Below are 16,646 nucleotides of genomic sequence, written 5' to 3'. Positions count from 1 at the left end.
TCGATTGACATCGCTCTCCAAGAATCTCGAGGCTTCGCTGCACCGCGCGGTGCAATACGCGAATGTGCGCCACCATGAGTTTGCAACACTCGAGCACCTGTTGCTGGCGCTCGTTGACGATCGCGATGCAGCGGCCGTCATGCGCGCCTGCTCGGTCGATCTTGAGCAGCTGCGGGCCCGCCTGATCGAGTACCTGGATACTGAGCTCAAACCGATCGTTTCGAAGTCGGCGCGGGATGCTCACCCGACGAACTCGTTCCAGCGGGTTGTGCAGCGCGCCATCGTTCACGTGCAGACGTCTGGCCGAGAGGAAGTGACCGGCGCCAACGTACTCGTCGGCATTTTTTCCGAGCGGGAGAGCCATGCCGCTTATTTCCTGCAAGAGCAGGAAATGACGCGGTTTGACGCTGTTCAATATATTGCGCACGGCATCGCGAAACGTCCTGGCATGTTCGAGCCGCGCACGGTCCGTGGCGTCGATGACGACGTTTCGGCGGCTGAGGGCGAAGAGAGAAAGCCCGGTGACGCACTGAATACCTATTGCGTGAACCTCAACAAGAAGGCGCGCGACGGCAAGATCGATCCGCTGATCGGCCGCGAGCAGGAAGTCATGCGCACCGTGCAGGTGCTCTGCCGCCGCCAGAAAAACAATCCGCTTTTTGTCGGTGACCCGGGCGTCGGCAAAACGGCCATTGCCGAAGGCTTGGCACGCAAGATTGTCAGCGGTCAGGTTCCGGACGTCTTGAAGGGCGCAACGATCTTTGCACTCGATATGGGCGCCCTGCTCGCCGGCACGCGGTATCGCGGCGACTTCGAGGAACGCCTCAAAGCCGTGATGAAGGAGATCGAAGCCTTTCCGGGTGCTGTGCTTTTCATCGACGAGATCCATACCGTTATCGGCGCCGGCGCGACCTCTGGCGGCGCGATGGATGCGTCGAACTTACTGAAGCCGGCGCTCCAGTCAGGCACGCTTCGCTGCATCGGTTCGACGACCTACAAGGAATATCGCCAACACTTCGAAAAGGACCGCGCCCTCGTTCGCCGCTTCCAGAAGATCGACGTGAAGGAGCCGACGATCGAAGATACGATCGAAATCCTCAAAGGTCTGAAGTCCGTCTTTGAGGACTATCATAAGGTCAAGTATACGAACGAAGCGATCAAGGCGGCGGTCGATCTGTCGGCCAAGTACATCCACGACCGCAAGCTTCCCGACAAGGCGATCGACGTGATCGACGAGACGGGCGCGTCGCAGATGCTGCTGCCGGAAGGCAGGCGCAAGCGGAAGATCACGACCAAGGAGATCGAGGCGACGGTCGCGGTGATGGCTCGTATCCCGCCGAAGACCGTCACCAAGAACGATGCGGAAGTCATCGCCCATATCGATCGCGACTTGAAGCGGCTGGTATTTGGCCAGGACAAGGCAATCGAAGCTCTGTCGAGCGCCATTAAGCTGGCCCGCGCAGGCCTCCGCGAACCGGAGAAGCCGATCGGCTGCTACCTGTTCTCCGGCCCGACCGGCGTCGGCAAGACCGAGGTTGCAAAGCAGCTCGCCAATCTGATGGGCGTCGAGCTCTTGCGCTTCGATATGTCGGAATACATGGAGAAGCACACGGTTTCGCGCCTGATCGGCGCGCCTCCAGGATACGTCGGCTTCGATCAGGGCGGCCTCTTGACCGATGGCGTCGATCAGCATCCGCACTGCGTTCTGCTGCTCGACGAGATTGAGAAGGCGCACCCTGACCTGTTCAACATCCTGTTGCAGGTGATGGATCACGGCAAGCTGACGGACCACAATGGTAAGTCGGTCGATTTCCGTAACGTCGTGCTGATCATGACGACGAACGCGGGCGCCTCCGACATGGCTCGGCCGCCGATGGGCTTTAATCGGCAGAAGCGCGAGGGCGAGGATACCGAAGCGGTGACAAAGCTGTTCACGCCCGAGTTCCGCAACCGTCTCGACGCCATCGTGCCGTTCTCGGGCCTCTCGCCGGAGATCATCGCGCAGGTCGTTGAGAAGTTCATCTTCCAGCTTGAGGCGCAACTCGCCGACCGTAGCGTGTCGATCGAGCTGTCCGACGAGGCGACGCGTTGGCTGGCCGAAAAGGGTTACGACGAGAAGTTCGGTGCCCGGCCGTTGGCGCGCGTCATCCAGGAGCACATCAAGAAGCCACTGGCGGAAGAACTGCTCTTCGGCAAGCTCGAAAACGGTGGCACGGTCAAGGTGCTGGTGAAGGGCAAAGGTCCCGACCGCGAGCTGGCGTTCGATTTCCTGCCTCTCGATCCGTCAAAGCGGGTCAGGTCGCCCGAGGATGAGGAGACGGACGACGACGGTCCGCAGCCCGTGCTCGCCGATGCAACGCCGAAGAAGGCGCTGCCCGGACCAAAGGAAAAGGGCGACAAGCCGAAGGAAACTGGCGCAGTGCCGAGCGTGCCGCGCAAAAAGAAAGAAGAGTAGTTGCGCGGACAAAGGCGCAATGAGGAATGAGAAAGAGCGCGGCACACCAGCTGCGCTCTTTTCTTTTTGCAGCAATCAGTCGATCAGGAGTGGCGCTTTTCCAAACAGCGTTGCATCGTCGACGTGCTTGACCAAAAAATCCGCCACGTCGGCACGCGAGATGAATCCGCCGCACCAGTCCTTTGCCTCGTTCAAGATTTTGTATCGTCCCGTTGCTGGCCTGTTCGTTAATAGGCCGGGCCGGACAATCGTCCAGTCGAGGCCGCTTTTCATCGCGATGTCTTCGGCCAAATCCTTGTCGTTATAGGTGCGCTGCATCAAGAGCGGGAAAATCACATTGTCATAGAGGAAGTTGATGCGGCCGCGACTGTTTCCGGCGCCTGCGCCGGTCAGCATCATCAAGCGCCGAACACTGGCGCCTTGCATGGAATCGACAAGTACGCGCGTCGAATCCGAAAATAGCGTCGTCCCGAATATCAGTTCCGACAGGCTTGCGATCCCGACGGTATGGATCACGGCATCGACGCCTTGAACGGCGGCCGCAACCTCGCCTCGCACGCGCGCGTCGCCAGTGATCTTCGTCAGGTTCGGATTGGAAATGTCAATTGTCGGTGCCGATCGTGCAAAGGCCCGCACCTTATGTCCCGCTGCGAGGGCAGCCTTCACCGTTTCGAGGCCGATACCGCGGCTTGCGCCGATTACAAGGATCAAGGCCATGAGCGTAAACTCCCGCTACGCCGAACTGCGCCAGCGTATCAGACGAAAGCTCCAAAGCCGAGCGAAGTTCCTTGGCTATCCGGCGAGCGCTGCCTTCAGCTTTTCGGCATTTGCGGCGAGAACGGCGTTGTCCTCCATGTTGCGGGCGTGCGTTTTGAGCGGCTGGCCCTCGTAACGCGGAATGATGTGAAAGTGCAGGTGGAAGACGGTCTGCCCGCCTGCAGCCTCGTTGAACTGCGCAATGCTGACGCCGTCGGCATTGAACGCCGATTTGGCCGCGACCGCCACCTTCTGCACGAGCGGAATGATCTTGGCGAGCACGGCCGGGTCGGCGTCGAGCAGATTGCGAGACGGTGCCTTCGGCAGGATGAGCGCGTGCCCCGGCGATTGCGGCATCACATCCATGAAGACGATGGCATCGGCATTTTCGTAGACCTTATGGGAGGGGATTTCGCCGCGCAGGATCTTCGCGAAGATGTTGTTTGGATCATAGGACATGATGAGGCTCGCTCGCGCTTGCTATCGCACGTCCGGCCTAATCCGCACGCGCCTTAGGCTTCGTCTTTGCGATAGGGACCAAGCTCGGTCAAGTCGGCAGTATATTGCGTAACCATCTCGCGCTCCTTGATCAGGAAGCGCTCGACGGCGCGATGAAGGCCCGGATCCGAAAGCCAGTGGGCCGAATAAGTCTCGACGGGAAGGTAGCCGCGTGCCAGCTTGTGCTCGCCCTGGGCGCCCGCCTCGACGCGCGCCAGCTTCTGGCGGATGGCAAAATCAATCGCCTGATAGTAGCAGACCTCAAAGTGCAGAGATGGATGGTGCTCGGTGGCGCCCCAATAACGTCCATAAAGACAATCGCCGCCGATGAGGTTCAAAGCCCCTGCGATATGGCGGCCGCTACGCTTCGCGAGGACGAGCAGGCAGCTATCCGGCATCGCCCGTCCAAGCTCCGAGAAAAACGCACGGTTGAGGTACGGCCTTCCCCACTTGCGATTGCCCGTGTCCATGTAGAACTCAAACATCGCATCCCAGTGCGCTTCGGTGATGCCGCTGCCGGTGACGTGCTCGATCTCGATTCCCGGCGCGATGGCGGCTTCGCGCTCTTTCCGGATCGTTTTGCGTTTGCGCGAGGCGAGGCTCGCGAGGAAGTCGTCGAATGATTCATAGTCGCGATTTTGCCAATGAAACTGTTGCCCGGTGCGCGTCAGGAAGCCAAGCGCTCGCAGACGCTCGGCGGCATCGGCCGAGAGAAACGTCAGATGCACGGACGAAAGCCCGCCCTGGCGCGCGATCTCGATTGCCGCTGTGGCGAGAAGCTGCTCGTCCGCGCAGGCGCGCGGGCCTGGCTTGACCAACAGCCGCGGACCTGGAACTGGCGTGAACGGAACGGCAATCTGCAGCTTCGGATAATAGCGCCCACCGGCTTGCTCGTAGGCTTCGGCCCATCCGTGATCGAATACGTATTCGCCCTGGCTGTGGGATTTGATGTAGGCGGGTGCCGCCGCAGCGATCGAGCCGTCTTCGTTTTCAAGGATGAGATGGCGCGGCAGCCAGCCGCTTCCACGGCCGACCGAGCGCGAGTCTTCAAGCGCCTTCAGAAACGCATGCGAGACAAACGGATTGAAAACCTTTGGATGGGGATTTGCACAAGCGTCCCATTGCCGTCCGTCGACGGCTGCAATCGATGGCACGAATTTCACGACAGCGTCGGACGAGGTCGGCATGAGCTAAGCGAATTGAACCGAGCGAAACGAGTTTATGCAATGCCTTACTTGAAGATCAAAGCGGCTCAAGGGCAGATCAGGTGCGCGTTCAGGATGTCCAGCGGAGAGCGGCAATTTGGCAGGCCCGCGAGGCTAGGGCTCGAAACTCTCGAAAATCATCGCATCGGCCGAATTCGCCGCAATTCGCCGTTGTTTCGCAGTCCGAACCGTCCACGTGAACAGTGGAAGACCTTGCACCAGCCGCGCGTATTCCGTGACCGGCGTCGGGAGCGCGTTCACATCGTAGGCATAAAAATCCGGCGCGACAGGGCCAGACTCCAGCAGATCACGCAGCGCCGCCGCGCGTTTCGCACTGATCTTTCGCGACCACCATCCGGAACCGATGTAGCTGCCCGATATCACGCCGCGGGGCACGTTCGGCGCGAGGGTTCGAATGACGGTCATGATTGCGGGATCGAACGACATCAGCGCGATCGGCCCGCGATAGGCTGATGCCGCCGCTGCAAGCTTACCGAGAAACGATTTCTGCGGCGGCTGCCATTCGCTCTTGATCTCGACGAGCAAGGGAACGCATCCCGAAACTACTTCGAGCAATTCCGTAAACTTGAGGATCGGCGCGCCACCGACGCGGTGGCGAAGCGATTGAAGCTGCCGTTCCGTGACCTTGGCGACCGGCCCGCGCCCCGCGACGAGGCGCGCCAGCGCTTCGTCGTGGAATACGACCGGCAGGCCTTCGGCCGCCGGACGCACGTCGCACTCGATGCCGTAGCCTATCGCGATTGCCGCCTCAAAAGCGGGGGCGGTATTTTCGACGATGCCGCGCTTGGCATTATGTAATCCACGATGCGCAATCGGACGTAGGAATGCTGTGCGGTCCAGCATGGCTCAGCGGATTTTCAGAATGGCGTCGATTTCGACGCAGGTGTTGAGCGGGAGGTTTGCGACACCGACGGCAGATCGCGTATGCCGTCCCGCGTCGCCAAGGGCGGCGACGAGCAGGTCCGAAGCACCGTTGATCACCGCCGGCTGCTCGTAAAAGCCCGGTGCCGAGGCAACAAACCCGGTCACCCGCAAAACCTGGACGACGCGATCAAGGCTGCCGAGCGCGGCCTTAGCCTGCGCCAGAAGACTGAGCGCTGCGTACCGGGCAGCCGTGCGACCGTCCTCGATCGACACATCCGCTCCGAGCAGGCCGGTTAACACGCGTCCCGCATCGTCCTTTGCGATCTGTCCCGATATAAACAATTGATTGCCGGACACAATGTGAGGCACATAATTCGCGACGGGTTGCGGAGCTTCCGGTAGTTTCAGACCCAGATCCGCAAGGCGCTGTTCCACATCCGACATCGCTTTACACCAGATTTCCCAGCTTTCGGAGGTGAGATTGGGCCGCCGAACCGCCTCTTTGCAATGCCTTTATTGACCCATTAGATTGGAGGACTATGAAACACCGCCCTCTCGGGAAAGTGAGCGAACGTCCATGACCAGCCGGTTTGAAGTCAGCACCCGGAGCGCGTTCGCAGTTCTCATCGGCTTAGCATGGAGCTATCCGGCCTCGGCCGATGAGCCGGTGCATTTTGCGCCGCACCGCGCAGTCTATGAACTCTCGCTTGCCGACTCGACAGCCGGAGCCGGCGTGTCGGGCGTTTCAGGCCGGATGGTCTATGAGCTGAACGGTTCCCAGTGCGACGGCTACACGCAGAACATGCGCTTCGTAACGGTGATGACCAATCAGGAAGGAACCGAAACGCTCAGCGATCTCAGGAATTCGAGCTGGGAAGACGCCGATGGCAAGAAGCTCAGATTTTCATCGACCCAGTACCAGAATGATGAGCTGGCGGACGCGAGCCAGGGCGACGCTGCGCGATCGAAAGGTTCGACGCCTGTCGTCGGCGTCGATCTCGTCAAGCCTTCAAAGAAGCGCGTGTCGCTGCCGAACGATATCTATTTCCCGATGCAGCACGCATCGACGCTCGTCCAAGCGGCGAAGAATGGCGTGAAGCTGTTCACTGCCAATCTCTATGATGGCTCCGAGAAGGGCGAAAAATATTACCTGACGAGTACCGCCATCGGGAACGAGTATGCGCCGGGTGCCAAGCCGCTGTCGCCGACCTTCAAAGGCGCCGACAAGTTGGCAGGCGTTCCGTCGTGGCCGATGTCAATCAGCTATTTCGATGCCGGCAAGGACCAGGAAGATCAGCTTCCGGCCTACGAGCTGTCGTTTCGCTATTTCGAGGACGGCGTAACGAGCGATCTGAAGATCGACTACGGTGAGTTCGCGATCAAGGGTGAGCTCAAGGAGCTGACGTTTCTCGATCCGGGCAAGTGTCCGGCATCGGCCAGCGTCCACTAAGCCTTTCGCTTGGACTAGGGACGCGCGGGTCGATGCAACTCGGCTCGACGTTTTGCGGCGTTTAGCGGTTCCCGTTCAGCAATGCATGGGCTGATGCAATGGCCATGGGGTCGATGCCGGCGTCCTGGCAGAACATCAGCAGAAGGCTCTCATCGCCCAGCATGTATTCGAGCACGGCATCTTGAAATTCCCGGGTTTTTGCCGTTGCGCGCAAGTGTACCGGCTCCATGCCTGTCAGCGACAGAAAGCGCGACAGGCGCTGCGGATCGTCCGCCAGAAAGCCCAACGCCTCTAATGCGATGGCCTCTGCATTGTCCGATGTGATTCGCTCGGGTTTCAGCCGTGACATGACGGTTCTGCTTGCGGCGCTGCCGTTAACTGTTGGTTACGCCTTTTGGCGTCAAAGTAGGTCAATGGGTTAGCCGAGAATCGGTGCACAAACTGCCTTAGGGAGTGTGGGCGGTTGCCATGACGTACCAGGAAACCAGAACCAACGTCGAGCGCCGCGGGGCCGAAGCGCGGCTGGCGGCACAGTCGGTCCTGATCGTCGAGGACAACGAGCTCAACATGAAGCTCTTCAACGATCTGCTCCTGGCGCACGGCTATAAGACGATCCAGACCCGTAATGGCTTCGAAGCTCTGGAACTGGCGCGCAAGCATCGCCCCGATCTTATTCTGATGGACATTCAGCTCCCAGAGGTCTCCGGACTCGAGGTCACAAAATGGCTCAAGGACGACGACGAACTCTGCCTGATTCCGATCGTGGCCGTTACGGCGTTTGCAATGAAGGGTGACGAGGAGCGGATCAGGTCAGGCGGCTGTGAAGCCTATGTCTCTAAGCCGATTTCGGTGATGACCTTTCTTGAGACCGTCCGCAAGTTCATAGGTCCATCGAAATCGTAAAAGCTCCATGACCGCCCGCGTACTCGTCGTCGATGACATTCTCGCTAACGTGAAGCTACTCGAGGCGCGGCTGCAAGCCGAGTACTTTGAGGTGTTGACGGCGAATAGCGGTCAGCAGGCGCTCGACCTGTTGGAACGCGAAAGCGTCGACGTCGTGCTGCTTGATGTCATGATGCCTGGAATGGATGGGTTTGAAACCTGCCGCCGCATCAAGGCGAGCCACGCCACCCATCACATCCCGGTCGTGATGGTCACCGCGCTCGACCAGCCCACCGATAAGGTGCAGGGCCTCGAAAGCGGTGCGGATGATTTCCTGACGAAGCCCGTCGACGATATTGCTTTGGTGACGCGCGTTAAAAACCTTGCGCGCCTCAAAATGCTCAACGACGAGATGATGATGCGGGCCTCGACGGGCAGGGACATGGGAATCCCCGACGACGGCTCCTATGCCCGCGCCCTGTCGGCGCGTTCCGGCCGGGTTCTGCTTGTGGATGACCATCCGCGCTCGGCCGCACGCCTGCTTGAGGTGCTTTCGAAAGCCAATGACGCCTTTGCGGAGCGCGACATACATGCGGCATTGACCAAGCTCACGGAAAGCAATTTTGATTTGCTGGTTGTCAGCCTGTCATTGCAAAGCGCCGACGGGCTGAGACTGTGCTCGCAAGTGCGCTCCGTCGAGCGCACGCGGCACTTGCCGATCATCATGCTGGTGGAGCCCGGTGATGAAGCGCGCTTGCTGCGCGGGCTCGATATGGGCGTGAACGACTATCTGATGCGCCCGATTGATCGGCATGAGCTGCTCGCTCGCGTCAAAACGCAGATCAAGCGCAAGCGGCACTCGGATTTTTTGAGGCACCGGCTGGCGGAAAGCGTCGAGCTGTCGGTCACCGACTCGCTAACCGGGCTGCACAACAGGCGCTATTTGGAGGGCCATCTCAGGACACTCGTCTCCGAAGCCATCCGTACGGGCCGTAGCCTATCGATGCTGGTTGCGGACATCGATCATTTCAAAGCGGTCAACGACACTTACGGCCACGATGCGGGCGATGCGGTGCTGAAAGAATTTTCGGTGCGTCTGAAGCGCAACACGCGGGGCGTCGATCTCGCCTGCCGTCTCGGAGGCGAAGAGTTCGTCATTATCATGCCGGATACCGATCTTGAACGCGCCTATCAGATTGGCGAACGTTTGCGCGCCTGCGTTGCTGCCGACGAATTTGCAATCGATCGTGCCCAGAGCGTTCGTGTAACAGCGAGCGTCGGCATCGGGACGCTCGAAAGCCCGCAAGATACACCCGAATCCATGTTCAAACGCGCCGACAACGCGCTCTACACGGCCAAGCGCCGCGGCCGGAACCGGGTCGTTTCCGACGCTGCCTAAGTCCTCGCGGAAGTATTTCGGATCGTGCGCGTTCAGGGATCTCTGGGCGCCGCGCGTGACGGAGCGTCAAGAAAAAAGCGTATATTCCCAGGATATTAATCGGGCATTGGCGCAATACAGTTGCGAATCGTTGCCGTTTAGCAACAGGTAAAGCAGTTCTTGCTTTCTGCACCGTTATCTGGCACCAAATAGCCGATTGACAAGGGGGGCCACGAGAAATCGAAGCCTTTGCGTCGTCTTGCCCGTTTATGGCTCGATGGCGTTCTAAGTTCCCGATCTGCTGGGCCCGCCGCATAGCCTGGTAGGACGGGGATGGATCGATCCGAGTGACCACACGAGTGGCCTCCTCGAACGGTTGCAGAGGGTCGATCGTGAAGCTGGGTGAGGAACAACGCCCTCTTTGAACTTCACCCGGTTGTGGCCAGGGTCGCGAAGCTGTCTCGGAACGATTTACCCCGCTGCCGAGTTTGCTTTCAGCCCTGGCCACTTTATGCGGCCAGTGGCTCTATCAATCTCAAAACCTGGATTCCGAGTAGGTCGGTGCGGATAAAACCCGCACGCCAAACTACTTAATCTTTGTTTCCTTGAACTCGACGTGCTTACGAGCAACAGGATCGTACTTCTTAAAAACAAGCTTTTCGGTCGATGTGCGTGGGTTCTTCTTCGTGACATAGAAGAAGCCCGTTCCGGCTGACGACAACAACTTAATCTTCTGAGTAATGGGCTTTGCCATGGATCACGCTTAGGAAGAAAAAAAGGCCGACCCTGGTCGGCCGCAGAGGGCGCAACATACGCGCGGGATTTTCTCTGTCAAGGTGTACGCTGCGGCATCGTGCACGAGATCAGGGTGCGCTGAAGGCCGCAGGCATCCGCATAATAGAACGGCAGTTCACCACCGTTGAAATCCGTCGTTTGCGATGTGCTTTGAAGGCGCATCGAAACGTCGTCCAGCACGAGTCGCGTGATGTTCGGGAGATCAAGTTTGCGCGCGTCGTCGAGCGTAAACCAATTGAGATCCAACAGCTCGCCATCCGGCGTCGATTGCATGTTCGCGACCGCCGAACGTGATGCCGTAAAAAACCATGTGTCGTAGCGGCGGACGCGTCCGGGCGGTGTTATGGCACGCGCCAGCGGGTAAAGATGGACTGGGGCTGGCGCGTATCCCGCAGCAGTGAACGCCGGCCAGCGTTCATTATGATGATGTTCAGTCGCGTCGCTGCCGATGAGCATTCCCGTTTCTTCGCAGAGTTCGCGCACCGCCGCCAACGCGAACGGACGTAATTCGGGAGCAAGATCGTGCGGGAGATAGGGACCGTCGAAGGTATGAGCCAGGGTCCGGTCGGCAGCATCGACACGTCCGCCCGGGAAAACCCATTTGTCCGGGAGGAAAACCTGATCAGCGTGACGCCGGCCCATCAGCAGCGTCGGTTCCGGTTTGGAATGGTCGATGACGACGACGCATGCCGCGTCGCGTATCCCGCTTTGACTTGCGGCCTCAGCGGATGAAAGCGTTTCCGTCATTGCGCAACCGCGATCGATTTAAGATACGGTTTCGCTGGAGGACGGTGGGAGTTGGGCCAAATTATCACTATCGAATGCCGGATTGCCGAAACCATGCATGCGCAGCGCCCATTGGTATCCGATGAGCGCGCCCTTGACGCGCGGCAGAAGCCAGAGGCTGAGCAGCACCGTCACGGGTAGCCAGACCGCAAGCTCGACCCATGTCGGCGGCGAGAACATCCGTTCGGTAATCAGAATACCGCTGACGATGACGTGCCCGCTGATCGTCATTACGAAATAAGGCGGTGCATCGTCGGCGCGGTGATGAAACAATTCGGTGCCGCAGCTCGAGCACACGCCGTTGACTTTGAGAAATTTTCCGTAAATCCGCCCATCGCCGCAGGAAGGGCACTTCTGCCGCCAGCCGCGCTTCAACGATTGCCAGATGTCCCTGTGTGGGAGATCGTCGGCGGACGTCGCTTCGGGTACAAAATCGGACATGGTCATCGTGATGGGCGGTTCGAGTGGCTGGGTCAAGACATAGGCCGTTTCTGCGACGTTATCGACGGCGCTGGAATTTGCCGAATCTTTTTCTGGGAAGCCCGCGCGAGCCGGCCCTGAGCGCCCCAAAATTTCCACGGGTTGCGGGCGTCAGCATTTCAAAGCGCAATGCTCCGGCCGAGGGAATGGCTTCGAGCAGCCGCACTTCGACGGTATCTCCGAGACGATATCCGGCCCCGGTCCGTGCGCCGACGAGCGCGTGCGCACCCTCGATATGGTGATAATAATCGTCGCCCAGGCTCGAAATCGGGATATAGCCGTCGGCACCGGTGTCCTCGAGCCGCACGAACAGCCCCGAGCGCGTCACACCTGCAATGCGCGCGGGGAACGTCGCGCCGACGCGATCGGCAAGATGGGCGGCGATGAGGCGATCCGTCGTTTCGCGTTCCGCCGACATCGCGCGCCGCTCGGTATCGGAAATTGTCTTCGCGACGCTGGCCAGCCGCGGGATTTCTTCATCCGTCAGACCATCGGGTCCGAGACCCAAGGCACGGATCAGCGCGCGGTGAACGATGAGGTCGGCATAGCGGCGGATGGGCGAGGTAAAGTGCGCATACCGCACGAGGTTCAATCCGAAGTGGCCGATATTCTTCGGTGCGTATTCTGCCTGCGATTGCGAGCGCAGGATCACTTCGCTGATGAGATCCGGCACCGGCAGCGATTTTGCCTGTTCGAGAACTTTGTTGAAAGCTTCCGGCCTCAGGGCGCCTGCGTGTGGAACTTTCATGTCGAGGGTTTCGAGAAAGTCCCGAAGGCCCTTCAGCTTCTCCGCGCTCGGCGCGTCGTGCACCCGGTAGACGAGCGGCAGTCGCTTTTCTTCGAGCGTCTCGGCGGCCGCGACGTTCGCCTGGATCATGAACTCCTCGATCAGGCGGTGCGCTTCGAGCCGCTCCGGCGTGACGACCTGCGCGACTTGGCCTTTGTCGTCGAGAACGATTCTGCGTTCCGGCAGGTCGAGGTCTAGAGGTCCGCGCTTGTCGCGCGCGACCGCAACCGCCTTGTACGCGGCCCAAAGCGGCTTCAGAGCGCGATCCATCAATGGTTCGCATTTCTCCGAAGGCTGCCCGTCGATTGCCGTCTGCGCTTCCTGATAGGAGAGCTTGGCGGCCGACCGCATCATCGCGCGGACGAACTTATGACGCCGCTTCTCGCCGTGCCGGTCGAAAACCATGTGCACGGCGAGGCAGGCGCGCTCTTCGCCCTCGCGCAGCGAACAAAGGTCGTTTGAAATCTTTTCCGGCAGCATCGGCACGACGCGATCCGGAAAATAAACCGAGTTGCCGCGCAGTTGCGCCTCGCGGTCGATCTTGGAGCCGGGCCGGATGTAGTGCGCGACATCGGCAATCGCGACCGTAACTATGAAGCCGCCCTCATTCTTGGGATCACTGTCGGACTCGGCATGCACGGCGTCGTCATGGTCGCGCGCGTCGACGGGATCGATCGTCAGAAGCGGGATTGCGCGTAGGTCGGCGCGCCCGTCCATCGTCGGCGGAGAAAGTGTTTCGCATTCCTTCAGCACGCTTTCCGGAAAGTCCTCCGGAATGCCGTGCGCATGAATCGCGATCAGCGAAATCTGCCGCTGGTCGTCGGGATTGCCGAGGCTTTCGACGATCTCAGCGCGGGGTGTCGCAAATCTCCCGCGCCGGACGAGTTCGAAGCGCACGAGATCGCCGTCACCCGCACCGCCTGCGTCGTCAGGTAGGATCGGCCAGCTTTTCAGTTCCTTGCGGTCGATCGGCTCGATTGTACCGCCGCCGCGCTTTGAGGCCCGGAAAATGCCAAGCAGCCGGCGCTTGTCCTTGGGCAGCTTCTTGATCGGTGTCGCTTCATACGAGGCGCCGCCGCTGCCGCGCGGCAGTTTCGTGAGCTTCGCGAGAACCCGGTCGCCGATGCCGATGTCGTTATCAGAAGTGCGCGTCGAAAGGGCCAGACGCACGGTCGGCCGTTTGCCGTCTTCTTCGTCCCATTGCAGCGGCTTTGCGATTAAGTCGCCGTCGTCGTCGCGGCCCGTGATTTCGAGCGTTGTGACCGGCGGCAGCTTTCCTTTTTCTCTGAGATGTTTCTTGTCGCCCGCGAGCGTGCCTTCGGCCGCCATCTCGGAGAGAATGCGCTTGAGCGCGATGCGTGCGCCGCCCGAAACGCCGAACGCCCGCGCGATCTCGCGCTTCCCGGCCTTCCCCTGCGCGGTATTCAGGAATTCAAGGATCTGCTCTTTGCTCGGCAGACCGCGGTCGGCGGCAACGCGCGTTGCGGCATGCGGTTTGCCGACTGGCGTCTTCCCTCGTGATTTCTGCTTCAGGCTTTGGCCTTTGCGAGTTTCTTGGCTGCCGGTTTGGCCGCTGCCTTCTTCGCCGGGGCTGCTTTCTTCGCAGCAGCTTGTTTGGCTGGTCGTTTTGCGGCGGGAGCAGCTTCCTCCTTGGCGGGTTTCGCGGCCTTGGCCACCTTCGGCTTTGCCGATCGCGACGCCTTCGATTTCTTGCCACCACCGTTGGCGATACGCTCTGCAATGAGAGCAACAGCTTCATCGAGCGTCAGAGAAGCGGGGTCCTTGCCGCGAGGTACCGTGGCGTTGACTTTATTATGGGTCACGTAAGGACCGTAGCGGCCCTCAAGCACCTGTACGGGGCCGCCCTCGCTCGGATGCTCGCCCAGCTCTTTCAGCACCTTGGGAGCGCTGCGCTGGAAGCGGCTTTTGCCGCCGCCGGCGCGCTTTTCGGCGAGCAGCGTTACGGCTCGATTGAGACCGACCGTAAAGACGTCCTCGATGCTTTCGAGATTGACGTAGGTCTTGGCACCGTCGTGCTCATGCAGGATGAACGGTCCGTAGCGGCCGAGACCTGCAGTGACCATGCCGCCTTCCGTCGGATGCTCGCCGACGTCACGCGGCAGCGACAGCAGCTGCATCGCCTTCTCGAAATCCAGTGTGGCGGCGTCGATGCCCCTCGGAATGCTGGAGCGTTTCGGCTTTTCATCTCCTTCGGCTTCACCGAGTTGAAGGTAAGGGCCGAAGCGGCCGGTGCGCAGAGTGACGGCGAGGCCGTCGTCGTTGTAGCCGAGCACTTTGCCGTCGAGCGTATCTTCGCCGTTGTCGCTCGGCGTCAGCTGGCGCGTGTAATTGCAGTCCGGGTAATTTCCGCAGCCGATGAACGCGCCGTACTTGCCTGAAATTTTCAGGCTGAGTCGCCCCTGTCCGCACTTCGGACAAAGACGCGGGTCGCTGCCGTCTCCCTTGTCCGGGAAGACGTGCGGCCCGAGCATCTCGTTCAGGGCTTCGAGGACGTCGCCGACGCGCAGATCCTTGATGTCGCCGACCGACGCGATGAACTGCCGCCAGAAATCGCGAAGCACCTCTTTATATGCAAGCTCGTTATTGGAGATGAGGTCGAGCTTTTCTTCGAGGTCCGCCGTGAAATCGTATTCCACGTAACGCTTGAAAAAGCTTTCGAGGAACGCGATGACGAGGCGGCCTTTGTCCTCCGGGATTAGGCGCTTCTTCTCGATCCGCACGTAGTCACGGTCGACAAGCACCGCCATCGTCGATGCGTAAGTCGAAGGTCGGCCGATGCCGAGCTCTTCCATGCGTTTGACGAGCGTCGCTTCCGAAAAGCGCGGCGGCGGCTGGGTAAAGTGCTGGTCCGCGCTGATTTCCTTGTCCTTGAGATGGTCGCCTTCGGCGAGAGGCGGCAGTCGGCGGTCTTCGTCCTCGCCTTCCGGATCGTCCTTGCCTTTCTCGATGTAGCGGAAGCGGTCATCGCGGCCTTCCTCGTAGACCCTGAGGAAGCCATCGAACTGTAGCACCGAGCCGTTGGCACGCAGACCATAAGTTTTGCCGTCGCTGCCTTTGGTTTCGATCTCGACCGCGGTCTGCTCGATATCGGCGGGCGCCATCTGGCTCGCGATCGTGCGTTTCCAGATCAAGTCGTAAAGCGCCGCCTGGTCCTTTTCGAGATACTTGCGGACCTGATCGGACTTCCGGCGCGGATCGGTTGGGCGGATCGCTTCATGCGCTTCCTGCGCGTTCTTGGCCTTGGTTTTGTATTCGCGCGCGAACGGTGTGTACTGCTTGCCGTACTCGGCTGAGATGACATCGCGGATATGGCTTACGGCTTCAGGCACGATCTGAACGCCGTCCGTTCGCATGTATGTGATGAGGCCGACCGTCTCGCCGCCGATGTCGACGCCTTCATAAAGACGTTGTGCGATCTGCATCGTCTGCTTGGCTGAGAAGCCGAGCTTGCGCGATGCGTCCATCTGCAAGGTCGAGGTGGTAAACGGCGGATAGGGATTGCGTTTGGCGGCTTTCTTCTCGATCGACGCGATGCGGAAATCGCGGCCTTCGAGCGCCGCCTTGATCGCGGTCGCCGAGGCTTCGTCCTTGATATCAAGCTTTTTGAGCGTCGATCCTTCGATTGCGACGAGGCGTGTTTTGATGTCTTCGCCCTTGCTCGTCGTGAGCAAAGCTTCAATCGTCCAGTATTCTTCGGTCTTGAACGCTTCGATCTCGGCTTCGCGGTCGCAGACGAGCCTCAGCGCCACCGATTGGACACGCCCGGCGGAACGCGCGCCCGGCAGCTTGCGCCAAAGCACAGGCGACAGCGTAAAGCCGACGAGATAGTCGAGCGCCCGGCGCGCAAGGTAGGCATCAACGAGCGGTTCGTCGATCTTGCGTGGCTCTTTCAGCGCGGCGAGGATTGACTGCTTGGTGATGGCGTTGAAGGCGACGCGCTCGACCTCGGTGCCTTTCTTGAGCGCCTTCTTGTGATTGAGAATCTCCAGGATGTGCCAGGAGATCGCTTCGCCTTCGCGGTCAGGGTCGGTTGCGAGGATCAGTTTGTCGGCCTTTTTGAGCGCCTCAGCGATCTCGCGCATGATCTTCTGGGATTTGCCGTCGACCTCCCAGTGCATTGCAAAATCGTGGTCGGGCTCCACCGAGCCGTCCTTGGCGGGGAGGTCACGGACATGTCCGTAAGACGCTATGACCTTGTAGCCAGACCCCAAATACTTGTTGATCGTCTTGGCCTTAGCGGCGGATTCGACGATAACGACGTTCATGTG

15 protein-coding genes are annotated in these 16,646 nt (G+C 60.0%); 4 read left to right on the top strand and 11 right to left on the bottom strand.

Going from position 1 to position 16,646, the window contains the following annotated elements; genetic code table 11:
- Positions 1–4 precede the first annotated feature (4 nt).
- Complete coding sequence (gene clpA, locus HYPDE_RS12045; protein ID WP_015598745.1) at positions 5–2,455, top strand: ATP-dependent Clp protease ATP-binding subunit ClpA; 2,451 nt, start codon at positions 5–7, stop codon at positions 2,453–2,455.
- Positions 2,456–2,530: 75 nt separating this feature from the next.
- Here clpA and HYPDE_RS12040 read toward each other — a convergent pair whose 3' ends face one another.
- The 5 genes from HYPDE_RS12040 to HYPDE_RS12020 form a co-directional block, all read right to left on the bottom strand.
- On the bottom strand, positions 2,531–3,172 hold the full coding sequence (locus HYPDE_RS12040) for an NAD(P)-dependent oxidoreductase (RefSeq protein WP_015598744.1): 642 nt from the start codon (positions 3,170–3,172) through the stop codon (positions 2,531–2,533).
- A 75-nt stretch (positions 3,173–3,247) separates the two neighbouring features.
- Complete coding sequence (locus HYPDE_RS12035) at positions 3,248–3,670, bottom strand: HIT family protein (protein ID WP_015598743.1); 423 nt, start codon at positions 3,668–3,670, stop codon at positions 3,248–3,250.
- 53 nt (positions 3,671–3,723) lie between these two features.
- A complete protein-coding gene (locus tag HYPDE_RS12030) occupies positions 3,724–4,896 on the bottom strand; it encodes a GNAT family N-acetyltransferase (RefSeq protein WP_015598742.1) in 1,173 nt (390 codons plus the stop codon).
- Positions 4,897–5,028: 132 nt separating this feature from the next.
- On the bottom strand, positions 5,029–5,778 hold the full coding sequence (locus HYPDE_RS12025; RefSeq protein WP_015598741.1) for a glycerophosphodiester phosphodiesterase family protein: 750 nt from the start codon (positions 5,776–5,778) through the stop codon (positions 5,029–5,031).
- A 3-nt stretch (positions 5,779–5,781) separates the two neighbouring features.
- Positions 5,782–6,243, bottom strand: a complete 462-nt coding sequence (locus tag HYPDE_RS12020; protein ID WP_015598740.1) for a RidA family protein — start codon at positions 6,241–6,243, stop codon at positions 5,782–5,784.
- A 133-nt stretch (positions 6,244–6,376) separates the two neighbouring features.
- Between HYPDE_RS12020 and HYPDE_RS12015 the strand changes: the two genes are divergently transcribed.
- Positions 6,377–7,249, top strand: a complete 873-nt coding sequence (locus HYPDE_RS12015; RefSeq protein ID WP_015598739.1) for a cell envelope integrity EipB family protein — start codon at positions 6,377–6,379, stop codon at positions 7,247–7,249.
- Between the two features lie 61 nt (positions 7,250–7,310).
- Here the strand turns inward: HYPDE_RS12015 and HYPDE_RS12010 are convergent, their stop codons facing one another.
- Positions 7,311–7,598 (bottom strand): DUF3572 domain-containing protein, encoded by a 288-nt coding sequence (locus tag HYPDE_RS12010; protein ID WP_015598738.1) that lies wholly within the window; start codon positions 7,596–7,598, stop codon positions 7,311–7,313.
- Between the two features lie 119 nt (positions 7,599–7,717).
- Here HYPDE_RS12010 and HYPDE_RS12005 point away from each other — a divergent pair, with 119 nt between their 5' ends.
- Together HYPDE_RS12005 and HYPDE_RS12000 are read left to right on the top strand one after the other, a co-directional pair.
- Positions 7,718–8,152, top strand: coding sequence for a response regulator (locus tag HYPDE_RS12005; protein WP_081625162.1), 435 nt, complete (start codon positions 7,718–7,720; stop codon positions 8,150–8,152).
- Between the two features lie 7 nt (positions 8,153–8,159).
- Positions 8,160–9,530: a PleD family two-component system response regulator gene (locus HYPDE_RS12000; RefSeq protein ID WP_015598736.1), complete on the top strand. Its 1,371-nt coding sequence runs from the start codon at positions 8,160–8,162 to the stop codon at positions 9,528–9,530.
- 565 nt (positions 9,531–10,095) lie between these two features.
- On the opposite strand, the gene rpmG is transcribed toward HYPDE_RS12000, so the two are convergent.
- From rpmG to topA, 5 genes are all read right to left on the bottom strand, one after another.
- Complete coding sequence (rpmG, locus tag HYPDE_RS11995) at positions 10,096–10,263, bottom strand: 50S ribosomal protein L33 (RefSeq protein ID WP_015598735.1); 168 nt, start codon at positions 10,261–10,263, stop codon at positions 10,096–10,098.
- 77 nt (positions 10,264–10,340) lie between these two features.
- Complete coding sequence (locus HYPDE_RS11990) at positions 10,341–11,051, bottom strand: NUDIX hydrolase (RefSeq protein WP_015598734.1); 711 nt, start codon at positions 11,049–11,051, stop codon at positions 10,341–10,343.
- Positions 11,052–11,069: 18 nt separating this feature from the next.
- Positions 11,070–11,567, bottom strand: a complete 498-nt coding sequence (locus tag HYPDE_RS11985) for a DUF983 domain-containing protein (RefSeq protein WP_348226055.1) — start codon at positions 11,565–11,567, stop codon at positions 11,070–11,072.
- Between the two features lie 22 nt (positions 11,568–11,589).
- On the bottom strand, positions 11,590–13,890 hold the full coding sequence (rnr, locus tag HYPDE_RS11980) for a ribonuclease R (RefSeq protein WP_081625123.1): 2,301 nt from the start codon (positions 13,888–13,890) through the stop codon (positions 11,590–11,592).
- Positions 13,887–16,643 (bottom strand): type I DNA topoisomerase, encoded by a 2,757-nt coding sequence (topA, locus tag HYPDE_RS11975; RefSeq protein WP_041321243.1) that lies wholly within the window; start codon positions 16,641–16,643, stop codon positions 13,887–13,889. Before topA ends, rnr begins: the two co-directional genes overlap by 4 nt.
- Between the last annotated feature and the right edge of the window lie 3 nt (positions 16,644–16,646).

Origin of the sequence: Hyphomicrobium denitrificans 1NES1 (assembly GCF_000230975.2) — a bacterium.
GTDB lineage: Bacteria > Pseudomonadota > Alphaproteobacteria > Rhizobiales > Hyphomicrobiaceae > Hyphomicrobium_B > Hyphomicrobium_B denitrificans_A.
This window is presented reverse-complemented; position numbering and strand designations above follow the sequence as displayed.